Origin of the sequence: Paraburkholderia atlantica (assembly GCF_000092885.1) — a bacterium.
GTDB classification, from domain to species: Bacteria; Pseudomonadota; Gammaproteobacteria; order Burkholderiales; family Burkholderiaceae; genus Paraburkholderia; species Paraburkholderia atlantica.
On the sequence record NC_014119.1, the window covers coordinates 626,746 to 646,121 of the forward strand.

Annotated in this window: 17 protein-coding genes; 10 read left to right on the forward strand and 7 right to left on the reverse strand. The window is 63.9% G+C overall.

The window, feature by feature from the left end:
• Positions 1–214: 214 nt before the first annotated feature.
• A complete protein-coding gene (locus tag BC1002_RS30455; RefSeq protein WP_013093819.1) occupies positions 215–1,708 on the reverse strand; it encodes an alkaline phosphatase family protein in 1,494 nt (497 codons plus the stop codon).
• A gap of 183 nt (positions 1,709–1,891) precedes the next feature.
• Positions 1,892–3,808: a potassium transporter Kup gene (locus tag BC1002_RS30460; RefSeq protein WP_013093820.1), complete on the reverse strand. Its 1,917-nt coding sequence runs from the start codon at positions 3,806–3,808 to the stop codon at positions 1,892–1,894.
• A gap of 406 nt (positions 3,809–4,214) precedes the next feature.
• Between BC1002_RS30460 and BC1002_RS30465 the strand changes: the two genes are divergently transcribed.
• From BC1002_RS30465 to BC1002_RS30485, 5 genes are read left to right on the forward strand one after another with little or no spacing between them, the layout of a single operon-like run.
• Positions 4,215–4,910, forward strand: a complete 696-nt coding sequence (locus tag BC1002_RS30465) for a TetR/AcrR family transcriptional regulator (protein WP_041735666.1) — start codon at positions 4,215–4,217, stop codon at positions 4,908–4,910.
• Positions 4,907–5,872: an HlyD family secretion protein gene (locus BC1002_RS30470; RefSeq protein WP_013093822.1), complete on the forward strand. Its 966-nt coding sequence runs from the start codon at positions 4,907–4,909 to the stop codon at positions 5,870–5,872. Before BC1002_RS30465 ends, BC1002_RS30470 begins: the two co-directional genes overlap by 4 nt.
• Positions 5,869–6,855, forward strand: coding sequence for an ABC transporter ATP-binding protein (locus BC1002_RS30475; RefSeq protein WP_013093823.1), 987 nt, complete (start codon positions 5,869–5,871; stop codon positions 6,853–6,855). Before BC1002_RS30470 ends, BC1002_RS30475 begins: the two co-directional genes overlap by 4 nt.
• 32 nt (positions 6,856–6,887) lie before the next feature.
• Entirely contained in the window at positions 6,888–8,003 is a 1,116-nt protein-coding gene (locus BC1002_RS30480; protein WP_013093824.1) for an ABC transporter permease, read from the forward strand.
• A 12-nt stretch (positions 8,004–8,015) separates the two neighbouring features.
• Positions 8,016–9,533: an efflux transporter outer membrane subunit gene (locus tag BC1002_RS30485; protein WP_013093825.1), complete on the forward strand. Its 1,518-nt coding sequence runs from the start codon at positions 8,016–8,018 to the stop codon at positions 9,531–9,533.
• A 12-nt stretch (positions 9,534–9,545) separates the two neighbouring features.
• Here BC1002_RS30485 and BC1002_RS30490 read toward each other — a convergent pair whose 3' ends face one another.
• From BC1002_RS30490 to benA, 5 genes are all read right to left on the reverse strand, one after another.
• Complete coding sequence (locus tag BC1002_RS30490) at positions 9,546–10,766, reverse strand: benzoate/H(+) symporter BenE family transporter (RefSeq protein ID WP_041735938.1); 1,221 nt, start codon at positions 10,764–10,766, stop codon at positions 9,546–9,548.
• A 140-nt stretch (positions 10,767–10,906) separates the two neighbouring features.
• A complete protein-coding gene (locus tag BC1002_RS30495; RefSeq protein ID WP_013093827.1) occupies positions 10,907–11,698 on the reverse strand; it encodes a 1,6-dihydroxycyclohexa-2,4-diene-1-carboxylate dehydrogenase in 792 nt (263 codons plus the stop codon).
• The gene (gene benC, locus BC1002_RS30500) at positions 11,695–12,717 is read right to left on the reverse strand and encodes a benzoate 1,2-dioxygenase electron transfer component BenC (protein ID WP_013093828.1); all 1,023 of its coding nucleotides are present in this window, start codon (positions 12,715–12,717) and stop codon (positions 11,695–11,697) included. The genes BC1002_RS30495 and benC overlap by 4 nt, the downstream gene beginning before the upstream one ends.
• Before the next feature lie 25 nt (positions 12,718–12,742).
• The gene (benB, locus tag BC1002_RS30505; RefSeq protein ID WP_013093829.1) at positions 12,743–13,234 is read right to left on the reverse strand and encodes a benzoate 1,2-dioxygenase small subunit; all 492 of its coding nucleotides are present in this window, start codon (positions 13,232–13,234) and stop codon (positions 12,743–12,745) included.
• Complete coding sequence (gene benA / locus BC1002_RS30510) at positions 13,231–14,598, reverse strand: benzoate 1,2-dioxygenase large subunit (protein ID WP_013093830.1); 1,368 nt, start codon at positions 14,596–14,598, stop codon at positions 13,231–13,233. The genes benB and benA overlap by 4 nt, the downstream gene beginning before the upstream one ends.
• Positions 14,599–15,044: 446 nt before the next feature.
• Between benA and BC1002_RS30515 the strand changes: the two genes are divergently transcribed.
• The 5 genes from BC1002_RS30515 to BC1002_RS30535 all read left to right on the forward strand — a co-directional run bounded on the left by BC1002_RS30515 (position 15,045) and on the right by BC1002_RS30535 (position 19,311).
• Entirely contained in the window at positions 15,045–15,962 is a 918-nt protein-coding gene (locus BC1002_RS30515; protein WP_013093832.1) for a LysR family transcriptional regulator, read from the forward strand.
• 287 nt (positions 15,963–16,249) lie between these two features.
• Positions 16,250–17,023, forward strand: a complete 774-nt coding sequence (locus BC1002_RS30520; RefSeq protein ID WP_013093833.1) for an ABC transporter substrate-binding protein — start codon at positions 16,250–16,252, stop codon at positions 17,021–17,023.
• Positions 17,024–17,111: 88 nt separating this feature from the next.
• The gene (locus BC1002_RS30525; protein ID WP_013093834.1) at positions 17,112–17,801 is read left to right on the forward strand and encodes an ABC transporter permease; all 690 of its coding nucleotides are present in this window, start codon (positions 17,112–17,114) and stop codon (positions 17,799–17,801) included.
• Complete coding sequence (locus BC1002_RS30530; protein WP_013093835.1) at positions 17,798–18,511, forward strand: ABC transporter permease; 714 nt, start codon at positions 17,798–17,800, stop codon at positions 18,509–18,511. Before BC1002_RS30525 ends, BC1002_RS30530 begins: the two co-directional genes overlap by 4 nt.
• 32 nt (positions 18,512–18,543) lie before the next feature.
• Positions 18,544–19,311 carry an ABC transporter ATP-binding protein gene (locus BC1002_RS30535; protein ID WP_013093836.1) on the forward strand — a complete coding sequence of 256 codons (768 nt, stop codon included), beginning with the start codon at positions 18,544–18,546 and terminating at the stop codon, positions 19,309–19,311.
• Positions 19,312–19,376: the final 65 nt, after the last annotated feature.

Here is a 19,376-nt window from a genome sequence, read left to right on the forward strand (position 1 = left end):
GTGCCGATCATCTGCGCACGCTGCCGCGGGGCTTCGAGAGGGTCTCGCCAGCAAATGCGGGGCCCGCTTCGCAAAACGATGTCGCGCGCAAGCGCTCCTTACCAGGTGCTGACCAGGTGCTCACCGAACTGCGCTCGAGACATGAGCCTTCATCAGGCCGCACGGCCGGTCCGGCGCCAGCTTGCGGCCCGCTCATTCCAGGCGGAAACCAGCGTTAGCCTCCGGTCGCGAATCCTAAGGACGCCGCCTTCGCGCGCAGATCCGCGAAGCGATCCGCCGTCGGGTTGATCGCCCGCTTTTGCGACTGATCGATCCCCGACACCGAACTCGACGGCGAAGGCGCGAGCGCCCCCAGGCAGGTTCCGCCGAACGGCCCTTGGGCGACGGTGAACGCGGGGGCGTCGGTGCGCGGCGCGTCGTTGAAATCGAGCGCGTAGGCGAGATTGAACGTCGCCGGATCGCTGCCGCGCACGCCGAGCGGCTGCAAGCCGAAGCGCCATTGCAGCAGCGCGTGAATCGAGCTCGGATCGAACGGATAGCGCGTGATCGAACCCGCGCGCACGCGCGGGCCCAGCAGCGCGAGCGGCACGCGAAAGCCGAGCTTGCCATCGTTGCCGAGCGTGAGCTCACTCTTGCTGATCGGCCTGGTGGGCGGCACCACGTGCTCGAGAAACCCGCCCCATTCGTCGTAGACGACGATCATCAGCGTGCGGCTCCACGTCGGGCTGGTGCGCAGCGCCTCGTAGACCCGCGCGAGAAACGCCTCGCCGTCGCGGATGTCGGCATGCGGATGATCGTCGGCCGAAACGCCTTCGGGCTCGCCCGTGAAAGACGGATCGACCATGCAGAATGGCGGCAGCGTCCCCGCCGCGGCATTCACCAGGAAATCCGCAAACGGGCGCGAAATGCCGACATACCGCGTGCCATAAAGCGCCGTGACCGGCACGTCGTGGTAGTAGTAGCGAGCGTCGACATCGGCGTCGCTCAGCTTGTCCCAGATCGTCGCGAGCGACGACGTGTCGGCGCTGTCGTCGAGCCGATCCGTTGCACCGCTATGCAGATAGAGGCGATTGGGAAACGTGCTGGTCAGGATGCCGCTGAAGTAGAAGTCGCCGATCGTGTAACTGCTGGCCACGGCGTTGAAAAATTGCAGGTCGGCCGATGTGTAGAAGCCGATAGGCAGCAGGTCACCCGGGTGCAGGCTCGTGCCCGGCGTGAGCAGCCAGCCGTTCATCGCACCCGATGCCAGTTGCGTGCGGCCCCCCGAGAAACTGTGATTGGGGTCTATGTAGGCGCACGCCTGATAGCCGTACGCGGCATTCGCCGCGAGCGAAAACGGCGTTTGCGTCGCGCCCAAGGCGTCCTTGAATTGCTGGTTCGCGGGCATGCCCTCGGCGCCCGGCACCCAGCCGAGGAAATGGTCGAACGAACGATTTTCCATCGTGACCAGCACGATGAAGTCGATGCCCGAGCTGGCCGGCGCGGGCAACGCCGGGCGCGGCAAGCTATAGCGGTCGGCGGCGTTGGGCGACGGAATGTCGGTGATCGAGGGCGCGGGGTCGCCGCCGCTCCCGCCGCCCGGTGCGTCGTCTCCGCCCGATCCGCCGCCACCGCAACCCGATAGCGCAACGCTGCCGGCCACTGCGGCGACGCCAGCAAGAAAGCGGCGGCGGTCGTGTCCGTGATTCTTGTGAGTCTCGTCGCCCATCACACGCCTCCTGATTGGATGCGGCGCGGGCATTGGTCCATGCCTGCCGCGAAGCGACACGCGCGCGCCGATTGGAGCGGCGGTTGGTCGTTGGCAGCAAGTTTCGAACCCGACGGAGTGGAGGGTCGTGGCGAACTGATATGTCTATCGCGTCACTTCAAAGGTATATGACGCTTGGTCTGCCTAGATCTCCACGCGTGCGCCGACTTCGATCACGCGATTGGCCGGCAGTTTGAAGAAAGCCGCGATATTGCCCACGTTGTGCAGCATTACCGCGAAAAGCCGCTCACGCCATAGCGCCATGCCGTGCACGCGTTTGGGCACGACGGCCGCGCGGCTCAGGAACCAGGAGGTGTCATCCAGGTTGAAGGTGAGTTCCGGCGACTTGTAGGCGGCCAGCGTGCGCGGCAAGTCCACTTCATCCTTGAATCCATAACTCACCGTTGCATGCCAGCAGCCCGTGCACAGCGGTCTGATCTGCACGCGCTCGCTGTCGGCCACCCACGGCACGTTCTTCGTTATCACGCTCAGGAAAACCGTGCGCTCATGCAGCACACGGTTGTGCCGCAGGTTGTTGACGAGCGCGTGCGGCACCGCTTCGGCGTCCGGCGTCAGGAAGATCGCCGTGCCGCCCACGCGCGTCGGCGAACTTTCGAGCAGCGCAGTGAGGTACGGCTTGAGCGGCGTTTTTCCCGCGCGCACGCGCGCTTCGGCCAGCATCATTTCCCAGCCGCGTCCCCACGTCGCCATGACCGTGAACGCGATCGCGCCGACCACGAGCGGGAACCAGCCGCCATCGACGATCTTGAGCAGATTCGCCGAGAAGAACAGCGCGTCGATCACGAAGAAGAACGAGGTGGACAGCACGCACAGCAGCCAGTTGTAGCGCCACGCGTAACGCACGACGAAGAACGTCAGGAACGTGGTGATCAGCATCGTGCCGGTCACGGCGATGCCATACGCGGCCCCGAGCGCCGTCGACGAGCGGAAGCCCAACACCGCCGCGACCACCGCGATCAGCAGAATCCAGTTGATGCCGGGCACGTAGATTTGCCCGATCTCGCGCTCCGACGTATGCACGATGTTCATGCGCGGCAGGAAGGAAAGCTGCATGGCCTGCATCGTCATCGAATAGGTACCCGAAATAACGGCTTGCGACGCGATCACGGTGGCGATCGTCGCCAGCACGATCATCGGCACGATGGCCCACTGCGGGAACAGACGGTAGAACGGGTTTTGCACCGCGCCGGGGTTCGCCAGCAGCAGCGCACCCTGGCCCAGATAGTTCAGCGCGAGCGCGGGAAAAACGACGCCGAACCACGTAAGACGAATGGGTCGCTTGCCGAAATGGCCCATGTCGGCGTAGAGCGCCTCGGCGCCCGTCAGCGACAGCACCACCGCGCCGAGCGCGACGAAGGCGAGCCAGCGGTGATGCATGACCATACGGAGCCCTTCCAGCGGATTGAGCGCATACAGCACGACCGGCGTGGCCATGATGTTCGCGACGCCGGCCACGCCGATCACGACGAACCAGAGCACCATCACAGGCCCGAACACGGCGCCGATGCCGCCCGTGCCGTGCTTTTGCGTGACGAACAGCACGATCAGCGCGACGAGCGTCACCGGAACCACATAGGTCTTGAGCCCGGGCTCGACGACTTCGAGCCCTTCGACGGCGCTCAGCACGGAAATGGCCGGCGTGATCACGCTGTCGCCGAAGAACAACGCCGCGCCCATCACGCCCACCACGAGGAGCCCCCGCCGCAAACGAGGCCGCGACGCGATCGACGACGCCGCGAGCGCGAGCAGCGCCATGATCCCGCCTTCGCCGTGATTATTCGCCCGCAGGATCAGCACGACGTACTTCAGCGAAACGACGATCATCAGCGACCAGAAGATCAGCGAAACGATGCCGACGATATTGAAAGCATTGAGCGTGAGACCGTTGGCAGGATCGAACACGGTGGCAAGCGTATAGAGCGGGCTCGTGCCGATGTCGCCATAGACCACGCCGAGCGCGGCCAGCGCGAGCGCTGGAAGAGCCGGTGAGGCTTCGCCGTGGCCCTCCTTCGCCGACCCGGCGGTTGCGGAATGTGCCATGTCTCCCTCCTCATACGAATCGCGCGTGCGCCGTGATGGCCGCGCCGCGGGTTCGCTTCGATTCTTTCGTTTGGTTGACTTTAATTCGTCTTGAATTCGTCTGGATCGTGCCTGGTGCGCTACAGAAGTATAGAAATTTCCGGCGAAAATGCGCTTCGCGCGGTGTGATATGCGCGGAAACCGAACCTTCGTTTTTGACGCGCAATAACGCTCAGTATCGAATTCGATAGAGCGTATGGGAGTTGTGCACATCACTCGATGCGCGAATCGACGACACAACGGCGGCCACCCGCGCTCAGGGTTTCCCCTCCTTCAGCAGATCAAAACTTGTCCTACTATCAAGCAGTTAAAACTAACTAACTCATCAGTTAGTCAGGTTCCCATGCCACAAGTCGCCCGCTCAAGAATGGGTCGCCGTCCTCATCCGCAGGACTTCGACGCACGCGAACATCTGCTCGATGTCGCGGTGGCGCTGTTCGCCGAGCGTGGCATCGCCAACACGACGGTGGCGCAGATCGCGGCAGCGAGCGGCGTGACGTCCGCGATGGTGCACTACTGGTTCCAGACCCGCGAAAAGCTGCTCGACGCGTTGTTCGAAGAAAAGCTGGTCGCCGCGTTCGGCGCGATCTGGGACCCGGTCGATGCCGAACACGACGATCCGCTCGCGCTGACGCAAGGCATCGTCAAACGCATGTTCGACGTCACCGAAACCATGCCGTGGCTACCTTCGCTATGGCTGCGCGAAATCATCAACGAAGGCGGCCTGCTGCGCGAGCGCGCGTTTGCGCATATCCCCGTGCAAAAGGTCGCCGCGTTCGGTCAGAACATCGCACGCGGTTGTGCGTCGGGTCAGTTGAATGCGCAGCTCGAACCGTTGCTGCTGTTCAACTCGGTGCTCGCGCTCGTGATGCTGCCGCAGGCAACCGCCAGAATCTGGCAGCGCCTGAATCCGCGCAGCTCGTTCGATCGCGCGACGCTCGAACGCCACGTCGTCGCGCTGCTCACGCAGGGCATGAGCGCAACCACGGCGCTCAAGACCAGCGCCAAGGCCAGGACCCGAGCGACGTCGAGCGCACGCCGCGCGAAAGGAAAGCCGTCATGATTCCGTCCGCCCGCTCATCCACACGTGTCGCGTCGCTCGCGCTGTGCATCGCGTGCGCGAGCTGTTCGCAACAACCGGCGAACACGTGGCAAGGCTATGTGGAAGGCGAGTTCCTGTACCTTGCGTCGTCGCAGGCGGGACAGCTGACCGAGCTCGCGGTCTCGCGCGGGCAGACCGTCGCGCAGAACACGCCGCTGTTCGCGCTCGAAGCGCAGAACGAAACCGACGCCGTGGCGCAGGCCAACGAGCAGCTGCGCTCGGCCCGCGCCCAGCTCGCCGACCTTGGAACCGGCAAGCGTCCGCCGGAAGTCGACGTGACGCGCGCGCAACTCGTACAGGCCGAAGCCGATGCGGCGCGCGCCGCGACCCAGTTCCGCCGCGACCGACAGCAATTCGACGCCGGCGGCATCGCGCAAGGCCAGCTCGACGACTCGCGCGCGAGCGCGTTGTCGAGCGCCGCGCACGTGCGCGAGTTGCAAAGTCAGCTTGCCGTCGCGCGTCTGCCTGGGCGGATCGAACAGATTCGCGCGCAGCAGGCGCAAGTCGATGCGGCGCAGGCCCAACTCGGCCAGGCCCAATGGAAGCTCGATCAGAAAAGCGTGCACGCGCCGCACGCGGGCCTCGTGTTCGACACGATGTATCGGAGTGGCGAATGGGTGCCGGCGGGCAGCCCCGTCGTGCGCATGCTGCCGCCGGAGAACGTCAAGGTGCGCTTCTTCGTGCCCCAGGGTGTGGTCGGTTCGCTCGCGCCGGGCCGTCGCGTATCGATTCATTGCGACGGCTGCGCCGCCGATGTGCCGGCCGTGCTCAGCTTTATCTCGGACCAGGCGGAGTACACGCCGCCGGTGATCTTCAGCAACGAAAGCCGCGCGAAGCTCGTGTTCATGGTCGAAGCGAGACCGCGGACCGCCGATGCGCCGAAGCTGCGGCCCGGCCAGCCCGTCACGGTCACGCTGCAATGAGTGCGCCCGCGCCGCCCCCCGCCAACGCCAGCGATCCCGTATACGCGATCGACGTGCACGGCCTGAACAAGCATTTCGGCACCAAGCACGTGGTCAACGACGTGACGATGCAGGTGCAGCGCGGCGAGATTTTCGGCTTTCTCGGCCCGAACGGCAGCGGCAAGACCACCTGCATCCGCATGATGTGCGGCCTGCTGACGCCGGACTCCGGCAGCGGCACCTGTCTCGGTTACGACATCGTGCAGGACAGCGCACAGATCAAACGCCGCACCGGCTATATGACGCAGCGCTTTTCCTATTGGGAAGATCTGTCGATCCGTGAAAACCTCGACTTCGTCGCGCGCATCTACGAGATGAAGAACCGCCGCGAGGCGGTGGATCGCGCGCTCGAACAGCTTGGCCTGCAAAGCCGTGCGAAGCAGTTGGCCGGCGCGCTGTCGGGCGGATGGAAGCAACGTCTCGCGCTGGCCGCGTGCATGCTGCATGAGCCACAGCTGCTGCTGCTCGACGAACCAACCGCGGGTGTCGACCCGAGCGCGCGCCGCGACTTCTGGGAAGAGCTGCACCGCCTCGCGGCGCGCGGTATCTCGGTGCTCGTCAGCACGCACTATATGGACGAAGCGGAACGCTGCCACAAGCTCGCCTATATCGCGTACGGCAAGCTGCTCGCGCAGGGCACGTCGAAACAGGTCATCGACTCGCAAGGGCTCGTAACGTGGGCCGTGTACGGCCAGAATCTCGTCGAGCTCGGCGACCGGCTGCGCAGCTCGCCCGGCGTCGAGCAGACGGTGGCGTTCGGTTCGTCGCTGCACGTGAGCGGGCCCGACACGCCCGAGCTCCACGCGAGCATCGATCAGTTGGCTCACTCGAACCCGACACTGCGAATCGAAAGACAGGACACCGGCCTCGAGGACGTGTTCATCTTCATGATGAACCGCTCGACGGACAATTACGCAACGCCTTCCGCGGGCACAGCATCGTGAATTCCGCGCGCCGACTTCCGCGCTTTTCGCTGATGCGTTGGTGGAGCATCGTGCGCAAGGAATTTTTGCAGTTGAAGCGCGACCGCATCACGTTTGCGATGATGATCGTGCTGCCGATCATGCAGATGGCGCTGTTCGGTTTCGCGATCAACACCGACCCGAAGCATCTGCCGACTGCCGTCATCGCCGCCGACCACAGCGAGTTCACGCGCAGCTTCCTGATGGCGATGCGCAACTCCGACTACTTCGACATCGTGTCGACGCTGCCCGACGAAGAGTCCGGCCGCCGCGCGCTCGCGCAAGGCAAGGTGCTGTTCGTGCTGAATGTTCCGGTCGGCTTCACGCGCGAGCTGGCCAAGGGCGCGCGGCCCTCGCTGCTCGTCGAAGCCGACGCGACGGACCCGATGGCGGTGGGCACCGCGCTCGGCGCGTTGCCGTCGATCACGCAGTCGGTATTGCAGAAGGACCTCACCGGTCCGCTGTCGTCGCTCGCGGCCGGCCCCACCGCTTTCGATGTTCAATTGCACCGGCTCTACAACCCCGAAAGCATCACCCAGTACAACGTGGTGCCGGGCCTGATGGGCGTGATCCTGACGATGACTATGGTGATGATGACGGGCCTCGCAATCACGCGCGAACGCGAGCGCGGCACGATGGAAAATCTGCTGGCCACACCCGTGCTGCCGCTCGAAGTGATGACCGGCAAGATCGTGCCATATGTGGCGATCGGTCTGGTGCAGGTCAGCATCATCGTCGCGGCGGCGCGCTTCGTGTTCAACGTGCCGTTCGAAGGCAGTCTGATCGCGCTGTATCTGTCCGCGCTATTGTTCGTCGCGGCCAATCTGACGATCGGCATTACGTTGTCGTCGCTCGCGCAGAACCAGTTGCAGGCCATGCAGCTGACGATGTTCTATTTTCTGCCCAACATCCTGCTGTCCGGTTTCATGTTCCCGTTCGCGGGCATGCCGAAGTGGGCGCAGTACATCGGCAATCTGTTGCCGCTCACCTACTTCAACCGGCTCGTGCGCGGCATTCTGCTCAAGGGCGTCGGTTGGACCGACATGTGGCCGCATGTGTGGCCGCTGCTGATCTTTCTGGTCGTCGTGATGGGTGTCGCCGTGAAGTTCTATCGACGCACGCTCGATTGAGGAAGGCTTGCAATGTGTTCCGCTCCTCGCTTTCGTGACGTGGCTTTTCATCGCGCGGCTTGTTTATCCGCTACGCGCCGGCTCGCCGCGTTCTGCGCAAGCGCGGCGATGTGCGCGTGTACCGTTGGCCCGGATTTCCATCGACCCGACGTGACCAGCGTGTCGAGCTATACCGCCGCGCCGCTTGCGGCAAGCATCGTCGCAGCCGAGGGTCCGGGCGGCGGCGCGCAGCACTTCGTGCCGACCGACCAACCCGGCGACGGCTGGTGGCGCGCGTTCGGCTCGCCGGCGCTGAACGCGCTCGTGCAGCAGGCGCTCGACGACAGCCCGACCCTCGCGCAAGCCCGCGCGAAACTCGACCAGGCGCAGCAGGACTACCGCGCGCAGGCGGGCGGCACGCTGTGGCCGCAGGTCGATGCAAACCTGTCGACCACGCGCGAGAGGATCGATCCCGAGGCGCTCGGCTTCGGCCAGCTGACGCAAGGCCGCGCGTTTGCGCCATTCACGCTGTACAGCGCGCAAGTCACCGTGTCGTACACGCTCGATCTGTTCGGCGCGAATCGCCGCGCGCTCGAAGCGGTGGCCGCGCAGGTCGACTATCAGCAATACGAACTCGAAGCCGCACGTTTGACGGTCGCGGGCAATGTGGTGACGGCGGCAATCCGGCGTGCATCGCTGGCGCGACAGATCGCGCTCACAGAAGCGCTGCTCGCGAATCAGATGCAGCAACTCGATATCGCCGGACGCCGCTTTCGCGCGGGCGGCATCTCCGAGGTCGATCTGCTGAGTCAGCGCACGCTCGTGCAGCAGACCCGCGCGACGCTACCGCCGTTGCGCACGCAGCTAGCACAGACCGACCATCAGCTCGCGATCTATCTGGGACGCGCGCCAGCGGAATTGACCACCACACACGACCTCGCCGCGCTCGACCTCGATACGCTCGCGCTGCCGGCCGACCTGCCGGTAACCTTGCCGTCGACGCTCGCGCAGCAGCGGCCGGACATTCGCGCCTCCGAAGCGCTGTTGCATCAGGCGAGCGCGAACATCGGCGTCGCGACCGCGAACCTGTATCCGCGCATCACGCTGTCGGGCAGCGCCGCGACCGAACGCATCAACGTGTCCGATCTGCTGACGGGTTTCAACGTGTGGAATATCGGCGCGGGTCTGACGCAGCCACTGTTTCATGGCGGTGAACTGCTGGCGCGCAAACATTCGTCCGAGGCGGCCTACCAGGCCGCGCTCGCCGTCTACAAGCAAACCGTGCTGCAGGGACTGCAACAGGTCGCCGACGCGCTGCGCGCGCTCGATCAGGACGCAATCGCGTTGCAGGCGCTCGATGCCGCGCAGCGCAGCGCGCAGCACAGCGCCGGTATCGCGAGTCAGCGTTATGCGGCGGGCGGCATCAGTCAATTGACGCTGCTCGATACGCAGCGCCAGGAATTGCAGACCGGACTCGATCGCACCAAAGCCGCGGCGCAGCGTTATGCCGATACCGCCGCGCTGTTTCAGGCGCTCGGGGCGCGGCCTTGAGTTACCGATTCGTCACCGGTTTGCCGACGTCTCGCGCCGCACCTTGTTCAGCACGAGGTAGGCGAACGAGCCGATCACGATGCCCCAGAACGCGGAGCCGAGCCCGAGGAAGGTCATACCGGATGCGGTCGCCAGAAAAGTGATGACCGAGGCCTCGCGATGGTCTTCGTCCTGGATCGCGCCCATCACGTTCGACGTGATCGCACCGATCAACGCGAGGCCCGCCAGAATCGCGACGAATTCCTTCGGCAGCATCGTGAACAGCGCGACGATCGTGCCGGCGAAGGTGCCGCCGATCAGATAGAACACGCCGTTGGCGATGCCGGCGATATAGCGCTTGTCCGGGTCGTCATGCGCGTCCTTGCCGGTGCACAGCGCCGCCGTGATCGCGGCGATCACGATCGTGATGCCGCCGAAAAACGCCACGCCGATCGACGCGATGCTCGTCGCGGTGATGATCGGCCGGGCCGGCGTGTGATAGCCGGACACGCGCAGAATCGCCATGCCCGGCAGAAACTGCCCGGTCAGACTGACGACCACGAGCGGCAACGCAAGGCTCAGCGTCGAGCTCAGCGTCCATTCGGGTTGGATGAAGATCGGCCGCGTGACTTGCAGCGGCAGCGCGCCCAGGTGCGCGGCGCCGAGCGCGATGGCAAGCACCGTGCCGGTCAGCAGCACCAGCACGATGCAATAGCGCGGCAGCAGACGCCTGAACACGATGTACGCGCCGATCATGCCGAACGCCAGCGCCGGCATCGACGCGGCCGCCTTGAACGCATGCGTGCCGAACTGCAGCAGGATGCCCGCCATCATCCCGCAGGCGATGCCCTTCGGAATGCTGCGCACCATGCGGTCGAAATAGCCCGATATGCCGATCAGCAGAATGATCACGGCCGCGCTCAGATACGCGCCCACCGCCTGATGCAGCGTCAACGCGGGAAACAGTCCGACCAGCAGCGCGGTACCGGGCGCGGACCACGCGGTCACGACCGGCACTTTCAGCTTCCAGCTCGCGAAGATGCCGGACACGGCCGCGCCGATCGAGATGCCCCATACCCACGACGCAACCATCTCGTTGGGCATGTGGGCCGCTTGCGCCGCCTGGAAGAAGATCACGAGGGGGCCCGCGTACGAGATCAGCACGGCCAGAAAGCCGGCCACGATGGCGGACACGGACCAGTCGGCCGCAATGGCGCGCGCGGTCGGCGCCTGGCTAGGGGTGGGATTTATCATCGATGTGGGTCGTGGCGGCCCGCTGTTGATGACACGCGCCTGGCGGCGCATGTCACCGCCCAGCAGCGGAGTCATTCCGGGCCGATAGTATGAAGGACAATCGCCGCGCGGCCTATCGGCGTCGTTCGGCCCGCCGCCCGTTAGCCCTGATCGCCGCCGCCGACCGGCAGCACGGTGCCGGTGATATACGACGCTTCATCGGAAGCGAGGAACAGGATCGCGCCGACCTGTTCGTCGATCGTGCCGTAGCGATGCATCAGGCTCGACGCGATCGTCTGATCGACGATGCCCTGATACCACGTCGCTTCCTGCTCGCTTTGCGGCGCGGTATTGCGCGGCACGCGGCGCGGCGGCGCTTCGGTGCCGCCGGTGGCGACCGCGTTGATGCGGATGCCGTGTTCGGCATGCTCGAACGCGAGGCTCGCGGTCAGCGCATTGACGCCACCCTTCGACGCCGCATACGGCACGCGATAAATGCTGCGCGTCGCGATCGACGACACGTTGACGATCGCGCCGCTCGCGCGCTTCAGCATCGCGGGCAATACCGCGTGGCAGCACCACAGCGTCGGGAATAGCGAACGCCGCACCTCGGCCTCGATCTGCTCGGCTTCATATTCCTCGTACGGCTTCGCCCAGATCGTGCCGCCGACATTGTTGACGAGCGCGTCGATGCGGCCGAACACCTCGATCGCGAAGGCCGTCATTGCCGTCGCGCCCGCATAGGTTTCGAGGTCGGCGATGAACGCGCGCGCCTCGCCGCCGGCGCGCGTAATCTCTTCGGTCACCTCGTGCACGATCGGCGAACGGTCCACCAGCACCACCGCCGCGCCCTCGCGCGCCGCGCGCAACGCGACGCCGCGGCCGATGCCCTGGCCCGCGCCGGTCACGACGAGCACCTTGTCCTTGAAGCGATCGGTAAAGGTCGAAGTCATGCTACGTTGCTCGCCGAGAATTTTTCGTAATAGAAGTTCGCGGGCTCGACGCTGCTGTCGCGCAGCCAGCCCTGCACCGCTTCGACCATCGCGACCGGTCCGCACAGGTAGACGTCGACGTCGCCGTCGTTCAGCCATTCGCTGTCGACGTGCGCGGTCACGTAGCCCTTGCGCTCGTGGCTGCTCGCGGCATCGACGACACAGGTGCGATAGCTGAAATTCGGCAGCGTGCGCTGCGCTTGTTCGAGTTGTTCGAGCGCGACCAGATCGATGTCGTGGGTCACGCCGTACACGAGGCGCACCGGCTGCGTGTTGCCGCCCGCCTTCAGCACGTCGAGCATCGACAGGAACGGCGCGATGCCGGTGCCGCCCGCGAGGAACAGCACCGGACGCTGCGGATCGCGCAGATAGAAGCTGCCATACGGACCCGTGAAGCCGATCCGCTGACCCGGCTGCGCATCGCGGCTCAAGAAGCCGCTCATCTTGCCGTCCGGCACGTTGCGCACGACGAACGCCGCGCGCGTCGCGCCCGGCGCCGAGCTGAACGAGTACGACCGGCTCTCGCCGCTCGCGCCCGGAATCTCGACGTTCACGTATTGACCCGCGAGAAAGCTCGGCGCGCTCGCGCCTTCGATATCGATCGCGAAATGGATCGTCGAATCCGACAGCCGTTCGACCGCCGCGAGCGTGCCTTCGAAACGCGACACCCCGGTCTTGCACGCCGCCGACGACGCCTGCACGCGAATCACCAGATCCGAGCGCGGTCGCGTCTGGCACGCGAGGATATAGCCCTTGCCCGCTTCTTCGGGGGTCAACGCATCTTCGACGTAGCTCTCCTCGGGCATGTCGTACGCGCCCGATTCGCACAGTCCGCGGCAGGTGCCGCACGCGCCTTCGCGGCAGTCGAGCGGAATGTTGATCTTCTGCCGGTACGCGGCGTCCGACAGCGTTTCGTTCTCACGGCAGCTGATGAAGCGCGTGACGCCGTCTTCGAACTGAAGTGCAATAGTGTGTTCCATGACCTGTCTCCTGCAACCGCACCGGCTAGATGTGGTAGATGTCGATGACCTGATTGATGTAGTCGTTCTTCAACACGACGTACTTGCTCAGGATTTGCGGCTCGGCGCCGTTGAAGTCGATCACGTAGCGCGACATGCCGAAGTAGCTGTAGTTGGTCTTGTAGCGATGGCTCAGCGTGTGCCAGTTGAAACGCACCGTGTACACGCCGTTATCCGCGCTCTCCACTTCCACGTTCGCGACGTTGTGGCTCGTGCGCGTGTCGGGCATCGTCGCGCTCGACCGCTCGGTCTTGATGCGGAACACGCGGTCTTCGAGACCCTGGCGGTTCGGGTAATAGATCAGCGAGATCTCGCGCTGAGGATCGGTGACGAGCTTGTCCTCGTCGTCCCACGACGGCATCCAGAACGACGCGTCCGGGTGATAGCACGCGAGCCACTCGTCCCATTGCTCGTCGTCGAGCAGGCGGCTTTCGCGGAACAGGAAAGCCTGAATATCGGTGATGGCGATGTTGCTCATGCGCGGCTCCCCGGCGCGTTCAGCGCCTTCTTCATCATGTCGATCCAGTAGCGGTGCTGCACCGTGTAGAGACCTTCGTCCTCGGTCTTCACGCCGCTCATCACGGGGTTCAGGCCGATCTTTTGCGCGGCTTCGTCGGCGCCGTCGATCCAGTGCTTCGAACCGCGGCACATGTCGTTCCATTCGACCGCGCGGCCCGCGTAACCCAGCTGGCAGGCGCGGAATTCCTCGAGGTCGTCCGGCGTGGCCATGCCGCTCACGTTGAAGAAGTCCTCGTATTGACGGATGCGGCGCGAGCGCGCTTCGTCGGATTCGCCCTTCGGCGCGATGCAGTAGATCGTCACCTCGGTCTTGTTGACCGACAGCGGCCGCAGCACGCGAATCTGCGAGCCGAACTGGTCCATCAGATACACGTTCGGGTAGAGGCACAGATTGCGCGAGTTCTGGATCATCCAGTCAGCGCGCTCGGCGCCGCAGCGCGCGGCGAATTCGTCGCGGCGGCTGAAGTTCGGACGGTCTTCGGGATTCGCCCAGCGCGTCCACAGCAGCATGTGGCCGTGCTCGAACGCGTAGAAGCCGCCGCCCTGGCGGCCCCAGCTGCCGGCATCCATCGCGCGGATCTTGTCTTCGCGCGCGTTCTCTTCCTTGCGATGATTGGTCGTCGCCGCATAGTTCCAGTGCACGGCCGACACGTGGTAGCCGTCCGCGCCGTTTTCGGCGGTCAGCTTCCAGTTGCCTTCGTACGTGTAGGTCGACGAGCCGCGCAGCACTTCGAGACCGTCTTCCGACTGGTCGACGATCATGTCGATGATGCGTGCCGCCTCGCCGAGGAACGTCTCGAGCGGCGGCACGTCATCGCTCAGGCTGCCGAACAGGAAGCCGCGATAGTTGCCGAAGCGCGCGAGCTTCTTCAGGTCGTGCGAGCCTTCCTTGTTGAAGCAGTCGGGATAGCCCGCGTCCGAGGGGTCTTTGACCTTCAGCAGCTTGCCGCTGTTGTTGAAGGTCCAGCCGTGGAATGGGCACGTATACGTGGCCTTGTTGCCGCGCTTGTGGCGGCACAGCATCGCGCCGCGGTGCGTGCACGAATTGATGAACGCGTTCAACTCGCCCTGACGGTTGCGCGCGATCACGACCGGCTGACGACCCATATAGGTCGTGAAGTAATCGTTGTTGTTCGGAAGCTGGCTTTCGTGCGCGAGATAAATCCAGTTGCCCTCGAAAATATGCTGCATTTCGAGTTCGAACAGACGCTCGTCGGTAAACGCGCTGCGATGCAGGCGGTAATCGCCGCGCTCGCGGTCTTCGACGAGAAAGTCGTCGATGTTCTTCAGTTGTGGAGTGTGATCCGGGTAGATCGGAATCATGCGTGTCTCCTGGTACGGACTGTCGATATGCGTGCGAAGCACGCGTGTAGGGAGCGGCCTGCCGGCCGGGAGGCCGGCTGGCCGGTTGGTCTTTCACGTCGGGGAGTGGAGGCGGTGGGCCTCCGCGGTTGCGTCAGGTCGCGGCGCGCAACGGCTGGACCTTCGGCACCAGAGGCGGGATATCGGTGGGCAACCCTTTCGACAGGGTTTCGATTTCAGCGTGTTTCATTGCTGCTCCTGAACTCTTTCTAAGTCTTGGATCCCATGCGCGAGGATGTGCCTGCGCCGTCTCCATGGGGCCGACCGACGCTTCAGACCGGGCCGAGTTGTCAATGCTCGGGAGGTATAATTTTGCGGGGCGTCTACGGTAACTGAAGGATAGTTGTCCGCCATTTGCATCGTCCAACACTGATTTAGTATCGCGACGATACTTAAAAGGTATTTTTATGGAATTGCGCCATCTGCGTTACTTCGTTGCCGTTGCCGAGGAATGCAACGTCACCAAGGCCGCCAAACGTCTGCATATTGCGCAACCGCCGCTGAGCCGGCAGATCCAGCAGCTCGAAGACACGCTCGGCGTGCAGCTGTTCGAGCGCAACTCGCGGCCGCTGAAGCTGACCGAGGCCGGCCGCTTCTTCTACTCGCACGCGGTTCAGCTGCTCGCGCAAACGACCGAAATCGAGGCGATGACGCGGCGCGTCGGCAAGATCGAGCGCAGTTTGTCGGTGGGCTTCGTCGGCTCGACGCTGTACGGCATGCTGCCGAAAATCATCCGGCGCTTTCGCACCGAGAACAGCACCGTCGAGCTGAGCCTGCACGAGATGTCGACGATGGATCAGATCAAGGCGCTCAAGGAAGGCCGCATCGACGTCGGCTTCGGCCGCATTCGTCACGAAGACCCGAGCATCAAGCGGGTCGTGCTGCGCGAAGAACGGATGATCGTCGCGCTGCCGCTCGGCCATCCGCTGAGCGACTCGAAGCCGGTGCTGTCGCTGCACGACCTGACCAGCGAAACGCTGATCATCTTCCCGAAGGCGCCGCGGCCCAGTTACGCGGACCAGGTGCTGGCCGCGTTTCACGATCGCGGCCTGAAGCCGCAGCGGCTCTACGAGACGCGCGAGTTGCAGATCGCGCTCGGCCTCGTCGCCGCGGGCGAAGGCATCTCGATCGTGCCTGCCAGCGTGTACGGCTTGCAGCGCGGCGACATCGCCTACAAGGACCTCGACGATCAGAACCTCGTGTCGCCGATCATCATGAGCATCCGCATGCTCGACGAATCGGCCGACATCCAGCGCATGCTCGAACTGATCTACGCGCTGTACGACGAACAGCACATGACCTATCTGCCGCCTTCGCATCAGTAGCGCGGATCGGGCGGTTCACTGCTCGACGCCCCGGCAGGCGTCGCCGCGACGAAGTTGTATGGACAAGATATCCGCGACGGTATAGACCGCGGGTATACGCGAAAAATCTGGCTGCACCGGCAGCCTTTCAATCAGCCTGATAAGCTTATATACCAAGGCTTTGACGCCTATCCTCCGTCCCCTCTCCGGGTACCCGTAAGCACTAACCCTGATTGCCGCTCATCGGCCGTACGGGATAATTTGTCTATACAACATCGCACCTCGCAGCATCCCTCCCGGAGACTTTCATGAAGAAACTTGCCCTGTCCCTCACCCTCGCGCTCGCCGCCACCGGCGCTTTCGCCAAAGATTGGTCCACGGTCCGCTTCGGCGTCGATGCGAGCTATGCGCCGTTCGAATCGAAAGCGACCGATGGCAAGCTGGTCGGCTTCGACGTCGACCTCGGCACCGAAATCTGCCGCCGTCTGAATGCGAAGTGCGTGTGGGTCGAGCAGGACTTCGACAGCATGATTCCGGCATTGAAGGCAAAGAAGTTCGACGGCGTGCTGTCGTCGATGTCGATGACGCCGAAACGTGCCGAACAGATCGCTTTCTCGTCGAAGCTGTTCAACACGCCGACACGACTCGTCGCGAAGAAGGGCTCGGGCATCATGCCGACCGCCGACTCGCTGAAGGGCAAGACGGTGGGCGTCGAACAGGGCACGATCCAGGAAACCTACGCGAAGACCTATTGGGAGGCGAAGGGCGTGAAGATCGTGCCGTACCAGAACCAGGACGCGGTCTACACCGACCTGCAGTCGGGCCGTCTGGACGCAGCGCTGCAAGACGCGGTGCAGGCTGACCAGGGCTTCCTGAAGACGCCGCGCGGCGCGAGCTTCGACTTCGTCGGCAAGAACATCGACGATCCGCAGATCCTCGGCAACGGCGCGGGCATCGGCATGCGCAAGGAAGACGAAGATCTGAAGATCAAGGTCGACAAGGCGATCGCCGACATGATCAAGGACGGCACCTACAAGAAGATCGAGCAGAAGTACTTCGACTTCGACGTGTACGGCGGCTAAGCCCGCGCGCAACACCACGAGCCCGCTTCACCCGATCGCCAGGCCCGCGCGCATGCGCGCGGTTCGCTCCTTCAACAAGGACACTCCCATGCTGTTTCAAGGCTTCGGTCCGCTGCTCCTCGCGGGCACGTGGGTAACCATCAAGCTCGCGGTGCTGTCGCTCGCCGCCTCGTTCGCGCTGGGACTTCTCGGCGCCGCCGCGAAGCTGTCGACCAACCGCGTGCTTTCGCGCATCGGCACGATGTACACGACGCTGATCCGCGCCGTGCCCGACCTCGTGCTGATGCTGCTGCTGTTCTACAGCATCCAGATCTGGCTCAATGAGCTGACCGACATGTTCAGCATGGAGCAGATCGACATCGATCCGTTTCTCGCGGGTGTGATTACGCTGGGCTTCATATACGGCGCTTACTTCACCGAAACCTTCCGCGGCGCGTTTCTGTCGGTGCCGCGCGGGCAGATCGAAGCGGGCTTCGCATACGGCATCAGCGCGCGGCGCGTGTTCACCCGCATTCTGTTCCCGCAGATGATGCGCTTCGCGCTGCCCGGCATCGGCAACAACTGGCAGGTGCTCGTGAAGGCCACCGCGCTCGTGTCGATCATCGGTCTCGCGGACGTGGTCAAGGCATCGCAGGACGCCGGCAAGAGCACGCAGTCGTTCTTCTTCTTCACGCTGGCGACTGGGGCGATCTACCTCGCCATCACCACCATTTCGAACCTGGTATTGATCCGCCTCGAGAAACGCTACTCCATCGGCGTGCGGAGGGCCGCGCTGTGATCGAACTGATTCGTCAATACTGGCAGAACTACATTTTCACGGACGGCTTCAACTACACCGGCCTCGTCATCAGGCTCTGGCTGCTGGTTGCGTCGATCGTGCTGGGTTTCGTGCTGGCCGTGCCGCTCGCGATCGCGCGCGCGTCGCGCAATCGCTACATCCACGGACCCGTCTGGCTATTCACCTACGTGTTCCGCGGCACGCCGTTGTACGTTCAGCTGCTGCTGATCTACACGGGGCTCTACAGTCTGCATTTCGTCCATTCGTATGCGATGCTCGACAGCTTCTTTCGCAATGCGATGAACTGCACGCTGCTCGCGTTCGCGCTGAACGAATGCGCGTACGCCACCGAGATCTTCGCGGGCGCGATCCGCGAGACCTCGCACGGCGAGATCGAGGCGGCCCAGGCTTACGGCATGTCGAAGTTCAAGCTGTACACGCGCATCATCCTGCCTTCGGCGCTGCGCCGGGCCCTGCCCTCGTACAGCAACGAGGTGATTCTGATGCTGCACGCGACCACGCTCGCGTTCACGGCGACCGTCCCCGACATTCTGAAAGTGGCGCGCGACGTCAACTCCGCGACCTACGCGACGTTCCAGGCGTACGGCATCGCGGCGATCCTGTATGCGGCGATCGTGTTCGCGCTGATCTGGGGCTTCCGCAAGATGGAAATCCGTTTGCTGGCTTATCTGAAACCGCAAGGGCATTAAAGCGCATTCGCGCCACGATGGAGCATACGAGCATGTACAAGCTGACAGTCGACGACCTGCACAAGAAGTTCGGCGACAACGAGGTACTGAAGGGCGTCTCGCTGAAGGCGAAGGCGGGCGACGTGATTAGCCTCATCGGGTCGAGCGGCTCCGGGAAAAGCACCTTCCTGCGCTGCATCAACTTTCTCGAATCGCCGTGCTCCGGCCGCATCACGCTGAACGGCGAGGAAATCAACACGAGCAGGGATCGCAACGGCTCGCTACGCGTGACCCATCCGAAGCAGTTGCAAACGATGCGCACGCGTCTCGCGATGGTGTTCCAGCATTTCAATCTGTGGGCGCACATGACGGTGCTCGAGAACATCATCGAGGCGCCGATCAGCGTGCTGGGATTGAGCCGCGCCGAAGCGGAAGAACGCGCTCGCAAGTATCTGACCAAGGTGGGTTTGCCGGCCAGCACGGAAAAAAAATATCCGTCGCATCTGTCGGGCGGTCAGCAGCAGCGCGTCGCGATTGCCCGCGCGCTTGCGATGGAGCCGGAAGTAATGCTGTTCGACGAACCGACTTCGGCGCTCGACCCCGAGCTAGTCGGCGAAGTGCTGCGTGTGATGCAGGCGCTCGCCGAAGAAGGCCGCACGATGATCGTCGTCACGCACGAAATGGGCTTTGCGCGCAACGTGTCGAATCATGTCGTGTTCCTGCACTTGGGCAAGATCGAGGAGCAAGGGCATCCGCATCAGGTGCTGACGAATCCGCGTAGCGAGCGGTTGCAGCAGTTTCTGGCGGGGCGTTTGAAGTAGGAGTGGCGGGGTCTGGCGCGTCGTTCAGCCTCGCGCCTTACCCGAATCATTCTTGGAACGGATCG